We start from the raw sequence: 17,364 nt of genomic DNA on the forward strand, positions 1-17,364 counted from the left end.
ATCGATGAAAAAAATCCACATCTCGCAGCAGAGCATCGTCTTCGTACTGTTCGTGCTGATGTTCCTCGGCTTCGCGCTGCTGTTGCCCGGCTTCGCGCAGGTCGACAACCTGCTCACGCTGCTGCAGAACGTCGCCATCCTCGGCATCCTGGGGCTCGGCATGTCGGTGGTCGTCATCGGACGTGGCATCGATATCTCGATGATCGCGGCGCTTGCGGTGCCGTCGGGGCTGCTGCTGCAGTTGATGCAAAACGGCATGACCTTGCCTGCCGCCTGCGCACTGGCTGTCGGACTGTCGCTGGCGTTCGGACTGGTCAACGGCTGGCTCATCGCGTATGCCGAAGTGCCATCGCTCTTCACCACGCTGGCATCGGGTTTGTTTCTCGCGGGGTTGGGCCAGGCGTTCTTCTTTCAACTCGAAGTGGTGCAATGGCCGAGCAATATGGACTCGATCGCCTGGATGGGGCGTGGCACGTTCGCCGGCCTGCCGATGCCGGTTGTCATGTTCGGAATCGCTGCGGCGGGGCTCGCACTGTTTTTGAAACGGCTGCGCGCCGGCGCCTTCATCTACGCCATCGGCGACAACCCTTTCGGCGCGCGCGCCACGGGCTTGCCGACCCGGCCGATCGTCGTGCTGCAGTACGTCATGGCCGCGTTGATCGGCGTCTTCGCCGGCATCGTGATGGCGGCTTCGGTCAACAGCATGCCGACGCGCATCTTCAACTCCACCATGATCTACGACGTGGTGCTGGTGGTGGTGCTGGGCGGCATCGGACTTTCCGGCGGCCGCGGTGGTGTGCTCAACGTGATCATCGGCACGCTGCTCATCGGAACCATGCTGAACGGCATGACGATCCTCGACATCTCCTATTCGGTACAGAACATCGTCAAGGGCGTGGTGCTGCTGGTCGCCATCCTGGTCGACTCGGCCTTCAATCCGCGCAACGAGGAGACGGCCCAGCAGGGCGACATCTGACCTCGAAGAATTGCTTTTTCCAAGTTCCGTTAGTGCCCCGCGCCAGGCATCCATTGGCGCTGTTCTTAAATACAAATGAAGGAGACACAGCATGCATCTCGGACAAAAAATCGCGACTGTCGCTTGCCTGACCCTCGGCCTCGCCGCCGCGCAAACCGCGCTGGCGCAGGGCAAGGGGCTGGACGAGCCGTTCCGTGACGGCTACAAGAAATCACTGGATGGCAAGACCGTCGGTTTCATCCCGGTGGCGATGGGCTTCGACCTGGCGCAGGGCTGGTACAACGGACTGAAGAAGGAGCTGGAGCCCTCGGGCATGAAGGTCGTCGCGCGCGACCCCAACTGGAACACCAACTCCGGCGCGCAGGCCTTCACCGCGCTCATCGCCGAGAAGCCCGCCGTCATCGTCATCCACAACCCCGACGTCGCGACCTACGCCAAGCTCATCGCCAAGGCCGAGAGCGAAGGCATCTACGTGGTGCAGATCAACATGCGATCGGTGCAGCCGTCGACCGTTTTCGTCGGCGCCGATTGGGTCGATGTCGGCGAGCGCAATGCCGAGTCGGTGGTGGCGGCTTGCAAGGGCAAGTCGAACAAGATCGCCATCGTGCAGGGCGCGCCGACAGCAGCGACCAGCGCCTACACGTTGAAGGGCGTGGAGAATGTGCTTGCCAAAAATCCGCAGATCAAGGTCGTCTCGAACCAGGCGGCCGACTGGGACGCCGCCAAGGCCAAGGCGCTCACGCAGACCGTGCTGAAGCAAAACCCCGACCTGTGCGGCATCATCGGATTTTGGGACGGCATGGACATCGGCACTGCAGCCGCGGTCAAGGAAGCGGGTCTCACCGGCAAGGTGTTCCTCGCGACGTCGGGCGGTGGCGAGCAGAAGGGCGCCTGCGACCAAGTGAAGTCGGGCGCTTTCGATTCCGACATCAGCTACGACGTGCCGACCCAGGCCAGCAACATGGCTGCGATGATCAAGTGGCTGGTGCAGAACGGCATCAAGCCCGGCTCCGCCAAACAGAACATCTACACCACGCTGGTGCCCATCACCAAGGAGAACGCGAGTGCCGACGGCACCTGCTGGAAACTGACCGCCAGCAAGTGACGCGACCGGCTGCGTTCTTGCCATGAATGAAACACTGACGCGGCTGCGTTACCGCTACTGGCCCGACCACTGGGTCGGCGAGATCCTGTCCAAGCGATGGACCGAGACCGCCATCCCGGTGCTGCTGCTCATCGTCGTCGTCATCGCCTCCGGGCGATTGATCGGCAATTTCTACACGCCTGGCGTGCTGGCCGACACGCTCCGGCAGGCCGGTGAGATCGGCCTCATCGTGCTCGGCATGGCGCTGGTAATGATCGTCGGCGGCATCGATCTGTCGGTCGGGTCGATGTTCGCGCTGACCAATTTCTGCGCGCTCATGCTGATGCACGTGCTCAAGTGGCCGGTGGCTTTCGCGGTCCTCGGCACGCTGGTGTGCGGCGCCTGTCTGGGCGCCATCAACGGCTTGCTGATCGGCTACCTGCGGCTGCGCGCGTTTCTCACCACGCTCATCACGCTGATCATCTTCAGGTCGGTGTATGAGATTCTGAGCATGCAGTATTCGACCGAAATCGCCGGCAATCTGCCCGATTCGGAAGTCTGGAATTTTCTGGGCGACGGCACTTTTCTCGGGCTGCCGACGGTGGCCTGGGTCTATGCCGTCGCGGCCATCGGCGGGCACTTGCTGCTGACCCGGCTGCGCCTCGGCTGGCACATCATGGCCATCGGTGGCTCACGCCGGTCGGCCTACAACGGTGGCATCGCGGTGCGGCGCACGGTGGCGCTGTGCTATGTGGGCTGCGGCATTCTTACCGGCGCGGGCGGCTGCTTTTTCGCGTCGCGGCTGGCCACGGCGGGCGCCGACATCGGCGTCGGCATGGAAGTTCTGGTGCTGACGGCGGCGGTGCTCGGCGGCATCAGCCTGGGCGGCGGTCGCGGCTCGGTCACCAAGGCGATGGTCGGCACGCTACTGGTGCTGTTGATTACCAACGGGCTGACCTCGATGTCGGCGCCTGGCGGCGTCATCCGCATGGTGCTGGCGGCCATCCTGGTGCTGGCTGCGGTGATCGATGTGCGCTGGCTGAAGAACCGACAGCGCATCATCAGCAAGGTCTACATCAGCCCTACTTATCACAAGCTCGGCGACGCGCCGGACTGTAGCGAGGAGGCCGCAGGCCGCTATGCGCTGAACAACAAGCTGCGTGACGTGAAGCTGATTGGACTCGGACGCATCGAGGCGCCCGAAGACGTCATCCTCGACCGCGAAGACAACCTCTACGCGGGCTCCCGGCACGGCGACATCATCCGTTTCTTTGCGCCTGACTACGAGCGCATGGAAATCTTCGCGCACATCGGCGGCCAACCGCTCGGCATGGCTTTCGACCGCGGAGACAACCTCTATGTGTGCGTCGGCGGCATGGGCTTGTATCGCGTCACGCCACAGCAAAAGGTCGAGCGCGTCACCGACGAGACGAACCGCAGTTGGAGCTCGATCAACGACGACAGCCGGTTGCGGCTGGCCGACGATCTCGACATCGCCGATGACGGCCGCGTGTTCTTCAGCGAAGCCACGGTGCGCTACGAAATGGACGAGTGGCCGGTCGATGGGCTGGAGGCGCGTGGCAACGGTCGCATCGTGTGCTACGACCCACGCGACAACTCGACTCGCACGGTGTTGCGCGACCTCAAGTTCCCCAACGGCATCGCCATCGCGAGCGACGGGCAGTCGATCCTGTTCGCAGAAACCTGGGGCTGCTGCGTCAAGCGCTACTGGTTCGACGGACCGAAGAGCGGGCAAGTCGAGATGGTCATTGCCGACCTGCCAGGCTACCCCGACAACATCAACCTGGCATCCGACGGCAACTACTGGCTGGCGCTGGTCGGCATGCGTTCCCCGGCGTACGACCTGGCCATGCGCATGCCGGGCTTTCGCAAGCGCATGGCGTCGCGGCTGCCGGTCGACGAATGGCTGTTCCCTAACATCAACACCGGCTGCGTGCTGAAGTTCAGCGAGGCCGGCGAGGTGCTCGAAACGCTGTGGGATCTCGGCGGCGAGAACCATCCCATGATCACTTCGATGCGCGAGCACAAGGGCCATCTGTACCTCGGCGGCATTTCCAACAATCGCATCGGCCGCTACACGCTGCCCGGAGCCGACCCCGGCTTCAACCAGTATGAGCGCCGCTGGAGGGCTGCCTGATGTTCGACACCATCCGTCAATTCAGCGATCGCGTGCTGGGCCGCGGCGACGCTGCCATCACCGTGCCGGTCATGGACGGCGCACTCAAGCCGAATCGTGCGCTCGACGATGCCGAGGTGGTCGCGACGCTGCCCGACATCGATGACCTGGCGACCGACGGTCATGCGCTTTTTGCGAGCGCCGGCCCAGTGCTGTACCGGCTCGAAGACAAGGGGCTGGTCGAGGTGCATCGATTCGATGCGGTCATTACCGCGCTGGCAGTGCAGTCGACGAATCTTCTGGCTGTGGCGTTGGAGGGCAAGCGGATCGTTCTGCTCTCGCACGGAGTGAACAGCATGGCCGGCATCGCCACGCTCGAACGGGTCGACGGCGCGCAGCTCAACAGCGTGAATGCACTTTCCTTCGACGCTGAAGGCGGCTTGTTGTTCAGCGACGGATCAGTTCGGCGCGGCCCCGACCAATGGTGCCGCGACCTGATGGAAAAAGGCCAGACCGGCCGCGTCGGCCGCTGGCATGTAGACGCGAATGGCGGATCAGGCGATGCCGAACTGCTGGCAAGCCGTCTGCAGTATGCGTACGGCGTGTTGCCGAAAAGCGGCGAAGCGTTGCAAGGTCGGCAGGGAGGCGCGGCGGGAGTGCTCTACAGCGAGAGTTGGCGTCATCGTGTCGTCCAGGGCGCCCCGGATTCGGCCAGCGCATTGTCGGCCGTGACGCGACCACTGCTCGCCGATCTGCCGGGCTATCCGTCGCGCATGGCGCCTGCCGCACGCGGCGGCTTCTGGCTGACGTGCTTCGTCTGCCGCACGCAGCTCGTGGAGTTCGTGCTGCGCGAAGATGCCTACCGCACGCGCATGCTCGAAAGCGTCGACCCGCGCTACTGGGTCGCGCCGTCGCTGCGATCCGGCACCAGTTACCTGGAGCCGTTGCAGGGCGCCGGCGTCAAGCAGATGGGTGTGCTAAAGCCGTGGGCACCACCTCGCTCTTACGGGCTGGTGCTGCACGTCGATGCGCAAGGGCACACGACAGAGTCGCTGCACAGCCAGGTCGACGGCCAGCACCACGGCATCACCGCAGTCGTCGAGTTCGGCGGTGCGCTGTACGCTGCATCGAGAGGCAGCGGGCGATTGCTGCGCGTGCCGTTGACCGGCCCAGGAGCCATGCAATGACCGACCTGATAAACGCTGCAGAGGCTGCCGCTGTGGCCGCCGCATCCGCACCTTCCGCCGCCGAAGACATCGTTCTCGAACTGCGCGCCGCTACCAAGAAATATGCCGGTGTGCCGGCCATCGAAGACGTGTCGTTCACGCTGCGGCGGGGCGAGATCCATGCGCTGCTCGGCGAGAACGGCGCCGGCAAGTCGACGCTGACCAAGGTGATGGCCGGCGTGGTGCCGCTGTCGGGCGGGCAGATGCTGGTGGAAGGGCAACCGGTCGAGTTGCGCACGCCACTCGAAGCGCGGCACCGTGGCATCGCGATGGTCTTCCAGGAGACCAGCCTGGTGCCGACGATGACGGTGGCACAGAACCTCTATCTGGGGCAAGAGGCTTTCTACAACCGCCTGCGCGGCGTCTACATCTCGGCGCAGCAGTTCCTGCAGTCGCTCAACTTCGACGTCGATCCGACCGCGACCGTTGGCATGCTCGGCGCGGCAAAGAAGCAGATGGTGGAGATCGCCCGCGCGGTGCTGCACCAGGCCCGCATCATCATCTTCGACGAGCCGACCGCCAGCCTGACGCCGGAAGAAAAGAAGTACTTCTTCGACCTGATCTTCAACTTGAAAGCGCGCGGCGTTTCGATCATCTTCATTTCGCACGCACTCGAGGAGGCGCTGCTGTTGGCCGACCGCATCACCGTGCTGCGCGACGGCCATCACGTGGTCACCGACGACAAAAAGAATTTCGACCGCACGCGCATCGTGCAGGCGATGGTCGGGCGCGACCTCTCGCAAACGCTCTACGGCCAGAAGAAGACGACGGTGCGGCCGCGTGGCGAATGCCTGCTGTCGGTGCGCAATCTGCGCATGGCGTCGATGGTCAAGAACAACTCGCTATCGGTCTTCGCGGGCCAGATTACCGGCGTGTTCGGGCTCGTCGGTGCCGGCCGTACCGAAACCTTCAAAGTGGTGGCCGGGCTCATCAAGCGCGATTTCTTCCACGGCGGCGAGGTGCTGCTGCGCGGTAAGCCGGTGCGTTACAAGGTCGCGCGATCCGCGGTACGCGACGGCATTGCCTACATCACCGAAGACCGAAAGATCGAAGGCTTCTTCGAGACCATGTCGATCTCGCAGAACATCTACATGGGCTGGCTGGGAAAGCTCGGCAGCGCTTTCGGCGTGGTGTCGGGTGCCAAGGCCAAGGCGGTGGGGGAGCACTGGATCAAGCTGTTGAACGTGCGCGCCATCAGCAAGGACGTAAAGGTGATCGAGCTGTCGGGCGGCAACCAGCAGAAGGTGGTGATCGCCAAGTCGCTGGTGCAGGACCCCGACATCATCATTTTCGACGAGCCGACCCGCGGCGTCGACGTGGGCGCCATCGCCGAGATTCATGCAGAGATCAACCGGCTGGCCGACGCCGGCAAGGCTGTGGTGGTGATCTCGTCCTACTTGCCCGAGGTGCTGGCGTTGTCGGACCGCGTCCTGGTCGCCAAGCAGGGCAAGGTGGTGACGGAGTTTTCGGCGACCGAGGCGACGCAGGAAAAGATCATGTACGCGGCGATCCACTGACGCGTTAGGCGCCAGTGCTCACCAGGTCAGACCGGCCCGAGCAGCGTGCCGCGGCACCCCGCCGATTTGCAGTAGCAAGGGTAGCCCGTGCGGGGCTCCGACTCATCGACGGTGAGCGCGTAGTCGATGAAGAGTTCGTCGCCCGCGCGCACCGGCTTGATGGTGCGAACTTCGAGCACGATACGGCGCCCCTTTCGCTGGACCTCGACCGCCTCGCAGTTGGGCTCGCATGCATGGTTGAGGTGCCGCGTCGCGTTGCCGCCGTCGGCGCCGTCGATCAGCGTGCCGTCCGAGAGGCCGAAGAGATAGGTGAGGCTGGAGTCCCAGTCCACCGCCTCGGCCTGTTCGGCGCTGTAGCGGCGACCCGCGTACTGGCCCAGCTTGGTGCCGACTGGCAAGTCTTGCGACGCGAAGGCGCCGAGTCCGTGAACGCCGCTGTCATGGACTTCCACGCCGGGAAGTGAAAGGGCGGTGAGATCGATCTGAATCATGAAGATGAGTAAAGCAAAAAACGGCCCATTCCGACAAGCGGTCGGCGGGCAAAGAAGTGGAGGACGAGAGGCAAAGGCAAAGACAAGAGCCAAGGTGGGGGGCAGAAAGCAGAAGTTGTTCGTTGTGCCGGACTGCGCCTCAGCTCCGATCCAGCACCAGCCCGGCGCATAACGCCACGCCGACCGCGTAGAGCATCCAGGTGCGCGATATCGCATATGGATAGAGCATCAGCGCGACGCCGAGCCACAAGGTACGCGGCTTCTTCTGCTTGCGCCCGTAGCGGAATGCGACCCACCCGACCAGCCCGAAAATGATGGCACCCACGATATACGCCGGACTCGGCAACTCGAGTCCGAGCGATTGAAGTGCAGCCAGGTCATCCATCGCGCCGATCGTAATCGGCAAACCGGGGCGTTCCCGCGCTTCACAAAATCTCACCGATACTCGCGCCCGGAGGTAGAGGATGAACGTACTGATGGTCGACGACCACGTGATGTTTTTGCAGGGCATGAAGAACCTGCTGAATGTGCTGGTGCCCGAACTGCGCGTCGAGACCACCGGCGACATGGTGCAGGCCACTGCGCTGGTGCAGCGCACGCCTTTCGATCTGGTGCTGCTCGACTGGCATTTAAACGATGGCGACGGCACCCAATCGATTCGCCGTCTCCGCGACGCTGGCTGCATGGCGCGCGTCGTCGTTTTGTCGGGCGAAACCAATGCGGCACTGATCCGCCAGTCCGTCGAACTCGGCGCGGCTGGCTTTATTCCCAAGAAGTACAGCTCCGAGATGATGGTTGCGGCGCTGCGCAACGTGCTGGCGGGCCGGATCTTCTTGCCGTCCGAAGCGCTCGACGGCAGCGCAGACCGTGGCGACCAGCCTGCCACTGTCACTGCTACCGTCGCCGACCCGCGTCTCTCGAACCTCACCGTGCGGCAGATGGACGTTTACCGCGCAGCGACCCGTGGTTTGCCCAACAAGCTGATCGCGCGCCAGCTCGACATCGCCGAATCGACCGTCAAGGCGCACCTCACGGCCGTATACAGCGCGCTGGGCGTTCGCAACCGCACCGAAGCCGCCTACCAGGCGTCGCGCGAGGGCGTGCGGGTTGACTGAGGCATCGCGCGAGGCGAGCGTCGAGCGTCGCATCGCCGAGCGGCGCGTGGCGTTGATGACCCAGTATTCGCGCCGTCTGCCGGCGGTCTACATCGGCTACATCGTCATCGCCGTGGTCGCGGTTCGGCAAGGCCTGCACCTCTGGCCCTGGGTCTGGCTCGCCTGCACCGGCGCGGTGATGGTCTACCGCTTCAGCCTCGGTCGCACCGTCGAGAAAATGAAGTCGGTCGAAGAGCGTATCGCCGCACTCCCGAAACTGGTGCGCGGCTTCACGATGAACGGGCTGGCGACCGCGCCCATCGTGCCGCTGGCCTTCACCGCGCCCGACAACGTCGCGCCGCTGCTGGTCGGCATCATGCTGGTGGCGGGTTGCGCGGTGGGTGCGGCGTCGGTCGCAGGTTCGCAGCGCGCCTTCATCGGGTTTTGCAGCCTGACCTTCTTGCTGATGGCCGTCGGCTGGGCCTGGCGCGGCGAGACGCTGGGCATTGCGCTGTGTATCGGCATCGTCACCATGTACCTCGTCTTGCTTGCCAGCGTGCGCGACCATGGGCGCAATCTGAAGGAGCTGATGGGGCTGGTCGAAGACAACGCCCGGCTTTCTGACGCGGTCGAGGCGGAGCGCGACCGTGCCGAGGCGGCGAGCGAAGGCAAAACGCGTTTTTTTGCCGCGGCCAGCCACGACCTGCGACAGCCGCTGCATGCGCTGTCGATCAACGCGACCACGCTCGACATCCTGGCCGAGCGCGGCACCGACACCTTGCTGAAAGAGGTGAGTCGCGGCATCGGCAGTGCACTGCGCCAGAGCAGCGGGCTGCTCGACGGCCTGCTCGATATTTCTCGCCTTGACGCGCACTCGATTCACGCCGATCTCGCGGCACATGACATCGGCGCACTGCTGCGGGCGGTGCGCGATGAGTATCTGGCGCTGGCCACCCAGCAGGGCCTCGAGCTCGAGCTCCGATTGCCGGACGAGCCGTTGTGGGGCCGCACCGACGGCGACCAGCTGATGCGCATTCTCGGCAACCTGATGAGCAACGCGATCAAGTTCACCCGGCGCGGCGGCATCACGCTGTCGGCGCAGCGCGAGCCCGATGGCCGCTTGCAGATCGAGGTGGCGGACACCGGCACCGGCATCCCGGCGGATCAGCGCGAGCGCGTGTTCGAGGAGTTCTATCAGCTCGGCAATCGGTCTCGCGACCGCTCGCAGGGTTTGGGTTTGGGGCTGGCGATCGTGCGACGCACGGCGGCCCTGCTGAAGCTGGATGTGGCGCTCGACAGCGAGCCGGGCCGCGGCACCACCTTCACGCTGCGCATGGATGCCGCCGAGCCGGAGCAGCACGACATGGCGCACGATGCCGGCACTTCGCCGCGTGCGTCCGACGGCCGAAAGCTGGTCGTGCTGCTGGTCGACGACGAAGCCGAAGTGCGCTCCGCGCTGTGCACCTACCTGGCGCAGATCGGCTGGTCGGTCGAGGGCGTCGAAAGCGGTGCTGCGGCGGAGCAGGTGCTGCGAAGCGGCTTCATGCCCGATGTGCTGGTGGTCGACTTTCGCCTGTTGAAGGAAACGGCTCTCGACGTGATCGATCGACTGCGCCGGCTGCTCCCCGCATTGCCGGCCGTGATCGTGACCGGGGAAACGGCGCCCGCGCGCTTCATCGAGCTGTCGGCGGCTGCGACCCGTGTGTTGCACAAGCCGCTTGCCGGCGAGCTGCTCGCGCGCACTTTGCAGGACGTGGTGGCGGCCGCGCCGAGCCCCACCCCGGCCTGACCTGCCGATCTGCCTGTGCTGTCAGCAGCGCGCGGCGGCCGTGGCGCCGGCCGCCAACTCGATGATTTCGGCGGTGATCTCGTCCTGACGCACACGCCGCTGCGTCGCTTGCAATGCCGCCAGTCGTTGCTCGACCTGGTGGCGTGCGGCTGCCATCGCTTCCATGCGCGCTTCGTTTTCGGCGGCGAACGCATGGAGCGCGGCCCGACAGATTTCGGCGTAGAGGTAGTCCTCTGCGAGCGCCACGACCAGGCCGGATGGCGCGAGGTTGAGCAATGGCCGCTCGGCATTTTCGGGGCGCGGAAATAGGCTGAAATCGACAGGGAACAGGCGCTGGCGTCTCACATGCACGCCGTGGCCGGGCTGCCATTGGCTGGAGATCACATCGAGCGTGTCGATGGCGCCGATCGCTATGCGGGCATACAGCGCCTGGACAACGCGCTCGGCCAGCTTGGGAATGGCAAAAGAATGCGAGGGCATCGCCGCTTGCCAGGCCACCGAGACGCCACGTGACGCAGCGACTGCGCTTCCACGCGTGCCGATCAAGAAGACTTCAGGCTGTGCTGCGTCGGTGCCTTCTGCAGGGCCCGAGTAAGAGCCAGAGCGTGTATTCAGGGTGTCGAACACACGCTCGCTGAACGCACCGGCAAAGCCTTGTTCCGCCGTAAAGACCAGCAAAGCAGGCCGCGTAGGGCGAGGCGCAACGGACGACGGGTCGGCTGCTTCGAAATCGAGTGCGCGGCCCATCGCTGCAGCAATCGTTTGTGCATACGCATCGACCGCCGCCAGCTGGTTGCGCGCCTGCTGCGCACGTGCCGCAGCGACGCCGCGCATCGCGTTGACCACGGCGCCGAGTTGCCGCACGCCGTCGATGCGCGCATCGATGTCGGCGAGGCGTTCGGTCATGGCAGGACAGCGGTGACGTAGTGCTTGAGCGCATCGAGCAGCGACTCGCGCTGTGCGTCGTCCAGCTTGCCGTTGTCTTGCACCGCTTGCACAGCGTTGGGCGCGTCGCGGTCCATCGCGTCGGCGAGGCCCGCCCTGAACTCCGCGATGGTCGCCAGCGGCACCGCATCGAGCAGCCCTGCCTGCACCGCCAGCACCAGCGCGACCTGGTCGGCGAGCCGCAGCGGTGCATGCTGCGGCTGGTTCAGGATGGCCCGAATGCGGGTACCGCGCGCCAGCTGGTTGCGCACGCGGGTCTCCACCATAGCGCCGAAGCGGGTGAACATTTCGAGCTCCAGGAACTGCGAGTAGTCGAGCCGCAGCGTGTCGGCTGCCTTGCGCAGCGCCGGCGCCTGCGTCTTGCCTCCGACCCGGCTCACGCTGGTGCCGACGTCGACCGCGGGCTTGTGCCCTTCATGGAACAGGTTGGCGTCGAGGACGACCTGGCCATCGGTGATCGAGATCAGGTTGGTCGGAATGAAGGCGCTCAAATTGCCGGCATCGGTCTCGGCGATCGGCAGCGCAGTGAGCGAGCCGCCACCTTTTTCCGGAGACAGCTTGGCGGCGCGCTCGAGCAGCCGCGCATGCACGTAGAACACGTCGCCCGGGTACGCTTCACGGCCCGGCGACTGGCGCGTGAGCAGGGCGATCTCGCGGTGGCTCGCAGCGTGCTTGCTGAGGTCGTCGATGACGATGAGCGCATGCTGGCCGCGGTCCCGAAAGTACTCCGCCATCGTGAAGCCGGCGAAGGGCGCGATCCACTGCAACCCGGCCGAGCTGGACGCACCCGCCACCACCACGATGCAGCGCTCCGGTGCACCCAGCGTCTGGATCGCCTCGATCGCGCGCCGCACCGCCGAACTCTTCTGCCCGACCGCGACGTACACGCAAACGATGTCGCTGTTCTTCTGGTTGATGATGGTGTCGATGGCGATGGTGGTCTTGCCGCTGGCCCGATCGCCGACGATCAGTTCCCGCTGGCCACGCCCGAGCGCGAACAAGGCATCGATCACCAGCAGGCCGGTCTGCACCGGCTGCGTCACCAGGTCGCGGTCGATGATGTCGGGCGCCGGCCGCTCGATCGGCTCCCTCGTGTGGCTGGCAAGCGGTCCCTTGCCGTCGAGCGGCCGGCCGAGCGAATCGACCACGCGGCCGAGTAGCGCCGGACCGACCGGCACGCGCACCACGTCGCCGCTGCCACGCACCGCATCGCCGGCCTCGATGGCATCGACGGCGTCGAGCAGAACGCAGCCGATGCGGTCGCGCTCGAGCACCTGCGCGAAGCCGAACTGGCCCTTGTCGAAGCGCAGCAATTCGTCGAGCCGGATGTCGGGCAGACCCGAGACGAACGCGATGCCGTCGGCCACTTCTTCGACACGGCCGATCTGCTCGGCGCGCGGCGCGAGCACCGTGGCGGCGAGTTTGCCGCGCGACTGTTCTAGCCACGCGTCAGCGCGGACATCGTCCTTCAGGTCAGGCGACGATGTCATGGGCCAGCTCCGAGCGGATGTGTTGCAGGTCGGCGCGCCAGCTGTTGCTGACGAGCAGATGCGGGCCACGCAGTTCGAGCCCAGCGACCAGCGCCGGCTCGACGGCGAAGACGAACTGCGGCGCGGCGCCGAGTGCTTCGGCGATCTGCTGGCGCGCACGGTCTGCATCTTCGGCCGCGAGCGGTGCGGCACTCACGACGTCGAGCGCTACGCCTGCAGCCGCGATGCCGTGGCGCTCCGCCTCGGACAGTGCGCGAAGCTTGTCGAGCAAGCGAACCAGAAACGCGGCCTCCAGAGCAGGACCGGCCAGCGGCGCACAAAGGCGCGAGGCGATGTCGATAGCCAATGCGCTGGCACTGCCGCGCCACGCGCTTTCGGCGGCGGCCTTCTCCTTCGCAGCGGCTTCGTGTGCTCTGGCTTCGATGTCCGTGGCTTGCTGCATCGCTGCTTCGATGCGCGCGGTGTGCGCCAGCTCGGCAGCGGCGTGGGCGTCGGCCAGGAGGGTGTTGCGCTCCTCGACAAATCCGGCGCGTGTGCGGGCGATGTCGGCGAGTGCCGCAGCCGCCAAGGCGCGTTGTGCCTCCGCATCGGCCAGCGTCTGGCCCGCTGCGACTCGACGCTGTTCGATCATGGCCGACACCGGCTTCCAGAAGAAGTGCCCGAGCAGCCAGACCAGCACCAGAACGTTGACGGCCTGAAAGCCGAGCGTCCACCAATCGACGGTCATCGCGTCACTTTCGCGTCACTTCAAGAGCGGGTTGGCGAAGAGCAGCAGCAGGGCGATAACCAGGCAGTAGATCGCCATGGTCTCGATCATTGCCAGCCCGACGAAGAGCGTGCGCGAGATCGTGTTGGCCGCCTCGGGTTGCCGCGCGATGGCGTCCATGGCGGCGGCGACTGCGCGACCCTCCGCGAGCGCCGGGCCGATGGCCCCGAAAGAGACCGCGAGCGCAGCCGAGACGATGCTGATGAAAGCCAGCCAGTTCATGGTGAAGTCCTTGGGTCTGAAATTGATGGGGATGGGGTGTTGGCTTCTTCGACCGCGCTGGCGATGAACACCATCGCCAGCACCGCGAAGATGTACGCCTGCACGGCGCCGGTGAGCAGGTCGAGCGCCATCAACGGAATCGGCACCAGCAAGCCGGCCAGCGACGCGACGATGCCCACGACGAACACGCCGCTCATCACGTTGCCGAAGAGGCGCACCAGCAACGAGAAGGCCCGAGTGATGCTCTCGATGAAGTTGAGCGGAATCATGATCGGATTGGGCGCCGCGAAGGTCGCCAGGTAACCGCGAACGCCGACGGTGCGGACGCCGTACCAGATGACCGAAAGAAAGACGAGGAGGGCGAGCGCGGCATCGGTCTCGAGCCGCGCGGTCGGTGGTTCGACCCCCGGCACCAGCGACGACCAGTTCGAGACGAAGATGAAGATGAACAGCGTGCCGATGAAGGCGCGGTACGGCGCTGGCGCGACGCGCATGGTGTCGCGGATCTGGCTGTCGACGACTTCCACGATCATCTCGAAGGTGGCTTGCGTGGCCGACGGCACCAGCTTCAGTCGACGGCGAATCGCGATGGCGCCGAGCACCAGCACGGCCATGATCGCCCAAGTGATGAGCACGGCGGCGGAGATCGGCACCGGCCCGACGCGGAACAGCGGCGCGCTGGTGAGCGGCGAAATCAAGCGGCTTTCTCCTTCCGCGGCGATACGTCTTCTACGCGGCGCATGCGCCGCACCGAGACGAGGCGGGCGATGAAAATCGCCAGGGACGTCGCAAGCAGCGGCAGTGCGCCTTCGAGCGCCACCGGCACGAGCACCGCACCCAGCAAAATGAAGCGGCCGACCGACAGCGCGATCACTTTGCTGATGGGTGCGCCGCGCGCGAGCATGCGCGCGTTGCGCCACAGGCCGTAAAAGTACAGCCACCCCAGACCGAAGCCGACCGCCAGATGGGCCGCGAGCAGAAGCGCGGTGCTCATGTGGACTTCATCCATTTCCACGCCGACCAGCATCCGAGGCCGAGGCCTGCCAGCAGCAGCGGCGCGGTACAGAAAACGCCCGAGCTGAACTTGCCGTCGAGCCAGCGGCCGACGAACACACCGAGCAGCGTGGGCGTGACGATCATCCAGCCGAGCACGCCGATCTGTGCGAGACGGCGCCCGACGGACGGCTCGCCTTCAGCCTGCGACTTGCGGTGGCGCTCGCTGCGCAGGCGGCTCTCCTGGACCAACGGGTCGTCATGTTCGGGGGGCGGCGATGCACTCATGCCGAACGTCCGGCTTGCGCCGATGGCCCGTACCCCATCGGCGCGCGTGAACGCAAGTGGCGCATGAGCTGCCGAATCGCGTTGAGCTGCAACTGCGCGCTCGCCACGTGCTCGACGCGCTCGGCGTCGAGGTCGCTGCGAAAACGCGTCAGTACCTCTTCGTCGAGCGTCGCGAGGTCGGTCCCCACGACTGCTTCGCGCGTGGCGATGGCGATGGTCTGTCCGTTGGAGACAGAGAAGACGCCGCGCCGGACGGCGCAGTAGTTTCGGTTGGCGGATTCGCTCCGCTCGCTTCCGGGTACTCCGTTCGTCCAGCTCACCACCGATATCGCGAGGCTGGTCAAAAAATCCGCATGGCCGGCGAAGATGCCGAAGCTGCCGCTGGCGTCTTCGGCGCGCAGCGAGTTCACCTGATCGTCTTCGACCACGATGGTGAGGGGCGTGGTGATGCGCAGCTTCATGCAGGTTGTGTCACCGCGGTGGCTGCCGCGGCCGCCTGCTCCTTCTGCCGCGCCTCGTCGAGCGTGCCGACCATGTAGAGCGAGCTTTCGGACCAGCTGTCGCACTCGCCGTCGAGGATGGCGCGGCAGCCAGCCAGCGTATCGGCGAGGACGACGCTGCGGCCGGGCGTGCCGGTAAAGGCTTCGGTCACCGTAAAGGGCTGCGTCAGAAAACGCTGCAACCGGCGCGCGCGCGTCACGGTCAGCCGGTCTTGCGCACCCAGCTCTTCGACGCCGAGCAGCGAGATGATGTCCTGCAGTTCCTTGAAGCGCGCGAGTGCCTCACGCACGCTTTCTGCCAAACGGTAGTGCGCCTCTCCGACGACCAGTGGATCGAGCAACGCCGATGACGACGCCAGCGGGTCGATGGCCGGATAGAAGCCCTGCGCCGCGGCGTCGCGCGAGAGCATCACGATGCTGTCCATGTGGCTGGAGATCGTCGTCACCGCAGGGTCGGTGAAGTCGTCGGCCGGCACATAGACCGCCTGGATCGCCGTGACCGAGGCACCCGCCACCGAGGCGATGCGTTCCTGCAGCGAAGCGACTTCGGTCGCGAGCGTCGGCTGATAACCGACGCGCGACGGCAGCCGGCCGAGCAGGCTCGACACTTCGCTCCCGGCCTGCACGAACCTGAAAACGTTGTCCATCAACAGCAGTACGTTCTGGTGCTTCTGGTCCCGAAAATACTCGGCGATCGTCAGTGCCGTGAGCGGCACGCGCCAGCGCGCACCGGGTGGTTCGTTCATTTGGCCGTACACCAGCACGGTGCGCGGCAGCACCCCCGAGCCGCGCATGTCGTTGAGCAGTTCGTGCCCTTCGCGCGATCGTTCACCGACGCCGGCAAACACCGAAATGCCCTGGTATTTCTCGACCATCGAGTGGATCAGCTCCATCACCAGCACCGTCTTGCCGACACCGGCACCACCGAACATCGCAGCCTTGCCGCCCTGCGCCAGCGGCGTCAGCAGGTCGATGATCTTGATGCCGGTTTCGAAGACGGTATTGCCCGACGTGCCTTGCGCCAGCGTCGGCGGCAATGCGTGGATGGCGCGCCGCGGTGTGTCGGCCGGCAGGGCAGGCCCGCGGTCGCGCACGGCACCGACAACATCGAGAAGGCGCCCCAACACTGCATCGCCGACCGGTACCGAAATGGATTGGCCGGTGGTGTGCACTGCGGTGTTGCGCGCGAGGCCGGCCGTCGGTTGCAACGCGATGGCGCGCACCGTCGCAAAGTCGAGATGGCCGTGCACTTCGAGCACGAGCGGCTCGCCTCGGTCCCAGTCGATTTCGAGCGCGGTGTGAATGGCAGGCAGTGCGCCTTGGTCGAAGCGCACATCGATCACGGCACCACGCACCGCCACGACGCGGCCTTGCGGTGCGCTCACGGAGGTCATGGGCCGGCAACGATCGGCGACGGGCCCACTGCGGGAGGGATGGTGGTCGGAGCCGCTGTCGAGGCCACCGCGACCTCATCGCGCATCAGGGCGGCCAGGCCCAGCGCCGTGATTTGCATGACGGTCGCGTGCCCGGAGTAGATCGTGTGCCCCGCCCCATGCCGCAGCGGCGGCAGATCGGCGTCGATCAGGTGCGACATGCGCAGCACGATGCACTTCTCGATGTCGCTTTGCGCGTGCAGGTCGATCGGAAGCAGCGAGCAGCGGAGCCGGCGCAACAGGTTCATCGGCATGATCTTCTCCTTGCTTTCAGGGTGCGATCGGAGCCACCGGCCACGTCCACCCGAGGATGTCCGGCATGTCGATGCCGTGCTCTGTGATGAAAGCGCGGTGCTCCAGCAAGCGGTCGCGCAGATGCTGCTGCACATGGCCGGCGCTGTTGCGCACGCGAT

At 65.6% G+C, this 17,364-nt stretch carries 19 protein-coding genes; 7 read left to right on the forward strand and 12 right to left on the reverse strand.

What is annotated here, in order from left to right; genetic code table 11:
- Positions 1-4: 4 nt before the first annotated feature.
- The 5 genes from RCH10_RS19245 (at position 5) to RCH10_RS19265 (ending at position 6,940) form a co-directional block, all read left to right on the forward strand.
- A complete protein-coding gene (locus RCH10_RS19245) occupies positions 5-976 on the forward strand; it encodes an ABC transporter permease (RefSeq protein WP_187052060.1) in 972 nt (323 codons plus the stop codon).
- A 91-nt stretch (positions 977-1,067) separates the two neighbouring features.
- Entirely contained in the window at positions 1,068-2,081 is a 1,014-nt protein-coding gene (locus RCH10_RS19250; protein ID WP_323495222.1) for a sugar ABC transporter substrate-binding protein, read from the forward strand.
- A gap of 22 nt (positions 2,082-2,103) precedes the next feature.
- The gene (locus tag RCH10_RS19255) at positions 2,104-4,218 is read left to right on the forward strand and encodes an ABC transporter permease (RefSeq protein ID WP_409053637.1); all 2,115 of its coding nucleotides are present in this window, start codon (positions 2,104-2,106) and stop codon (positions 4,216-4,218) included.
- Positions 4,218-5,384 (forward strand): strictosidine synthase, encoded by a 1,167-nt coding sequence (locus RCH10_RS19260; protein WP_409053638.1) that lies wholly within the window; start codon positions 4,218-4,220, stop codon positions 5,382-5,384. The genes RCH10_RS19255 and RCH10_RS19260 overlap by 1 nt, the downstream gene beginning before the upstream one ends.
- Positions 5,381-6,940, forward strand: a complete 1,560-nt coding sequence (locus RCH10_RS19265) for a sugar ABC transporter ATP-binding protein (protein WP_323495225.1) — start codon at positions 5,381-5,383, stop codon at positions 6,938-6,940. Before RCH10_RS19260 ends, RCH10_RS19265 begins: the two co-directional genes overlap by 4 nt.
- A gap of 26 nt (positions 6,941-6,966) precedes the next feature.
- Here RCH10_RS19265 and RCH10_RS19270 read toward each other — a convergent pair whose 3' ends face one another.
- Positions 6,967-7,431, reverse strand: a complete 465-nt coding sequence (locus RCH10_RS19270) for an SET domain-containing protein (RefSeq protein WP_323495226.1) — start codon at positions 7,429-7,431, stop codon at positions 6,967-6,969.
- A 139-nt stretch (positions 7,432-7,570) separates the two neighbouring features.
- Positions 7,571-7,816 carry a hypothetical protein gene (locus tag RCH10_RS19275; RefSeq protein WP_409053639.1) on the reverse strand — a complete coding sequence of 82 codons (246 nt, stop codon included), beginning with the start codon at positions 7,814-7,816 and terminating at the stop codon, positions 7,571-7,573.
- 79 nt (positions 7,817-7,895) lie between these two features.
- Here RCH10_RS19275 and RCH10_RS19280 point away from each other — a divergent pair, with 79 nt between their 5' ends.
- Together RCH10_RS19280 and RCH10_RS19285 are read left to right on the forward strand one after the other, a co-directional pair.
- Positions 7,896-8,546 carry a response regulator gene (locus RCH10_RS19280; protein WP_409053640.1) on the forward strand — a complete coding sequence of 217 codons (651 nt, stop codon included), beginning with the start codon at positions 7,896-7,898 and terminating at the stop codon, positions 8,544-8,546.
- Entirely contained in the window at positions 8,539-10,314 is a 1,776-nt protein-coding gene (locus RCH10_RS19285) for an ATP-binding protein (protein WP_409053641.1), read from the forward strand. Before RCH10_RS19280 ends, RCH10_RS19285 begins: the two co-directional genes overlap by 8 nt.
- A 21-nt stretch (positions 10,315-10,335) precedes the next feature.
- On the opposite strand, the gene RCH10_RS19290 is transcribed toward RCH10_RS19285, so the two are convergent.
- From RCH10_RS19290 to RCH10_RS19335, 10 genes are read right to left on the reverse strand one after another with little or no spacing between them, the layout of a single operon-like run.
- Positions 10,336-11,220 (reverse strand): F0F1 ATP synthase subunit gamma, encoded by an 885-nt coding sequence (locus RCH10_RS19290; RefSeq protein WP_409053642.1) that lies wholly within the window; start codon positions 11,218-11,220, stop codon positions 10,336-10,338.
- On the reverse strand, positions 11,217-12,749 hold the full coding sequence (locus RCH10_RS19295) for a F0F1 ATP synthase subunit alpha (RefSeq protein ID WP_409053643.1): 1,533 nt from the start codon (positions 12,747-12,749) through the stop codon (positions 11,217-11,219). The genes RCH10_RS19290 and RCH10_RS19295 overlap by 4 nt, the downstream gene beginning before the upstream one ends.
- The gene (locus RCH10_RS19300; protein WP_409053644.1) at positions 12,733-13,476 is read right to left on the reverse strand and encodes a hypothetical protein; all 744 of its coding nucleotides are present in this window, start codon (positions 13,474-13,476) and stop codon (positions 12,733-12,735) included. Before RCH10_RS19300 ends, RCH10_RS19295 begins: the two co-directional genes overlap by 17 nt.
- Before the next feature lie 15 nt (positions 13,477-13,491).
- Positions 13,492-13,737: a F0F1 ATP synthase subunit C gene (locus RCH10_RS19305; protein WP_012494624.1), complete on the reverse strand. Its 246-nt coding sequence runs from the start codon at positions 13,735-13,737 to the stop codon at positions 13,492-13,494.
- Positions 13,734-14,435, reverse strand: coding sequence for a F0F1 ATP synthase subunit A (locus tag RCH10_RS19310; protein ID WP_409053645.1), 702 nt, complete (start codon positions 14,433-14,435; stop codon positions 13,734-13,736). Before RCH10_RS19310 ends, RCH10_RS19305 begins: the two co-directional genes overlap by 4 nt.
- On the reverse strand, positions 14,432-14,731 hold the full coding sequence (locus RCH10_RS19315) for an ATP synthase subunit I (RefSeq protein WP_409053646.1): 300 nt from the start codon (positions 14,729-14,731) through the stop codon (positions 14,432-14,434). Before RCH10_RS19315 ends, RCH10_RS19310 begins: the two co-directional genes overlap by 4 nt.
- The gene (locus tag RCH10_RS19320) at positions 14,728-15,018 is read right to left on the reverse strand and encodes an AtpZ/AtpI family protein (RefSeq protein ID WP_409053647.1); all 291 of its coding nucleotides are present in this window, start codon (positions 15,016-15,018) and stop codon (positions 14,728-14,730) included. Before RCH10_RS19320 ends, RCH10_RS19315 begins: the two co-directional genes overlap by 4 nt.
- Positions 15,015-15,479, reverse strand: a complete 465-nt coding sequence (locus RCH10_RS19325; protein WP_409053648.1) for a F0F1 ATP synthase subunit epsilon — start codon at positions 15,477-15,479, stop codon at positions 15,015-15,017. The genes RCH10_RS19320 and RCH10_RS19325 overlap by 4 nt, the downstream gene beginning before the upstream one ends.
- Positions 15,476-16,912, reverse strand: coding sequence for a F0F1 ATP synthase subunit beta (gene atpD, locus RCH10_RS19330; RefSeq protein WP_409053649.1), 1,437 nt, complete (start codon positions 16,910-16,912; stop codon positions 15,476-15,478). Before atpD ends, RCH10_RS19325 begins: the two co-directional genes overlap by 4 nt.
- Positions 16,909-17,205, reverse strand: a complete 297-nt coding sequence (locus tag RCH10_RS19335) for a hypothetical protein (protein ID WP_323501335.1) — start codon at positions 17,203-17,205, stop codon at positions 16,909-16,911. The genes atpD and RCH10_RS19335 overlap by 4 nt, the downstream gene beginning before the upstream one ends.
- Positions 17,206-17,364: the final 159 nt, after the last annotated feature.

The organism is Variovorax sp. GrIS 2.14 (assembly GCF_046115955.1).
GTDB lineage: Bacteria > Pseudomonadota > Gammaproteobacteria > Burkholderiales > Burkholderiaceae_C > Variovorax.

Coding starts and splice junctions, on each gene's coding strand:
- RCH10_RS19305 (WP_012494624.1), bottom strand. CDS start 13,737: ATGAACTGGCTGGCTTTCATCAGCATCGTCTCGGCTGCGCTCGCGGTC.
- RCH10_RS19315 (WP_409053646.1), bottom strand. CDS start 14,731: ATGAGCACCGCGCTTCTGCTCGCGGCCCATCTGGCGGTCGGCTTCGGT.
- RCH10_RS19260 (WP_409053638.1), top strand. CDS start 4,218: ATGTTCGACACCATCCGTCAATTCAGCGATCGCGTGCTGGGCCGCGGC.
- RCH10_RS19275 (WP_409053639.1), bottom strand. CDS start 7,816: ATGGATGACCTGGCTGCACTTCAATCGCTCGGACTCGAGTTGCCGAGT.
- RCH10_RS19295 (WP_409053643.1), bottom strand. CDS start 12,749: ATGACATCGTCGCCTGACCTGAAGGACGATGTCCGCGCTGACGCGTGG.
- RCH10_RS19270 (WP_323495226.1), bottom strand. CDS start 7,431: ATGATTCAGATCGATCTCACCGCCCTTTCACTTCCCGGCGTGGAAGTC.
- RCH10_RS19300 (WP_409053644.1), bottom strand. CDS start 13,476: ATGACCGTCGATTGGTGGACGCTCGGCTTTCAGGCCGTCAACGTTCTG.
- RCH10_RS19325 (WP_409053648.1), bottom strand. CDS start 15,479: ATGAAGCTGCGCATCACCACGCCCCTCACCATCGTGGTCGAAGACGAT.
- atpD (WP_409053649.1), bottom strand. CDS start 16,912: ATGACCTCCGTGAGCGCACCGCAAGGCCGCGTCGTGGCGGTGCGTGGT.
- RCH10_RS19290 (WP_409053642.1), bottom strand. CDS start 11,220: ATGACCGAACGCCTCGCCGACATCGATGCGCGCATCGACGGCGTGCGG.
- RCH10_RS19255 (WP_409053637.1), top strand. CDS start 2,104: ATGAATGAAACACTGACGCGGCTGCGTTACCGCTACTGGCCCGACCAC.
- RCH10_RS19335 (WP_323501335.1), bottom strand. CDS start 17,205: ATGCCGATGAACCTGTTGCGCCGGCTCCGCTGCTCGCTGCTTCCGATC.
- RCH10_RS19320 (WP_409053647.1), bottom strand. CDS start 15,018: ATGAGTGCATCGCCGCCCCCCGAACATGACGACCCGTTGGTCCAGGAG.
- RCH10_RS19245 (WP_187052060.1), top strand. CDS start 5: ATGAAAAAAATCCACATCTCGCAGCAGAGCATCGTCTTCGTACTGTTC.
- RCH10_RS19250 (WP_323495222.1), top strand. CDS start 1,068: ATGCATCTCGGACAAAAAATCGCGACTGTCGCTTGCCTGACCCTCGGC.
- RCH10_RS19280 (WP_409053640.1), top strand. CDS start 7,896: ATGAACGTACTGATGGTCGACGACCACGTGATGTTTTTGCAGGGCATG.
- RCH10_RS19265 (WP_323495225.1), top strand. CDS start 5,381: ATGACCGACCTGATAAACGCTGCAGAGGCTGCCGCTGTGGCCGCCGCA.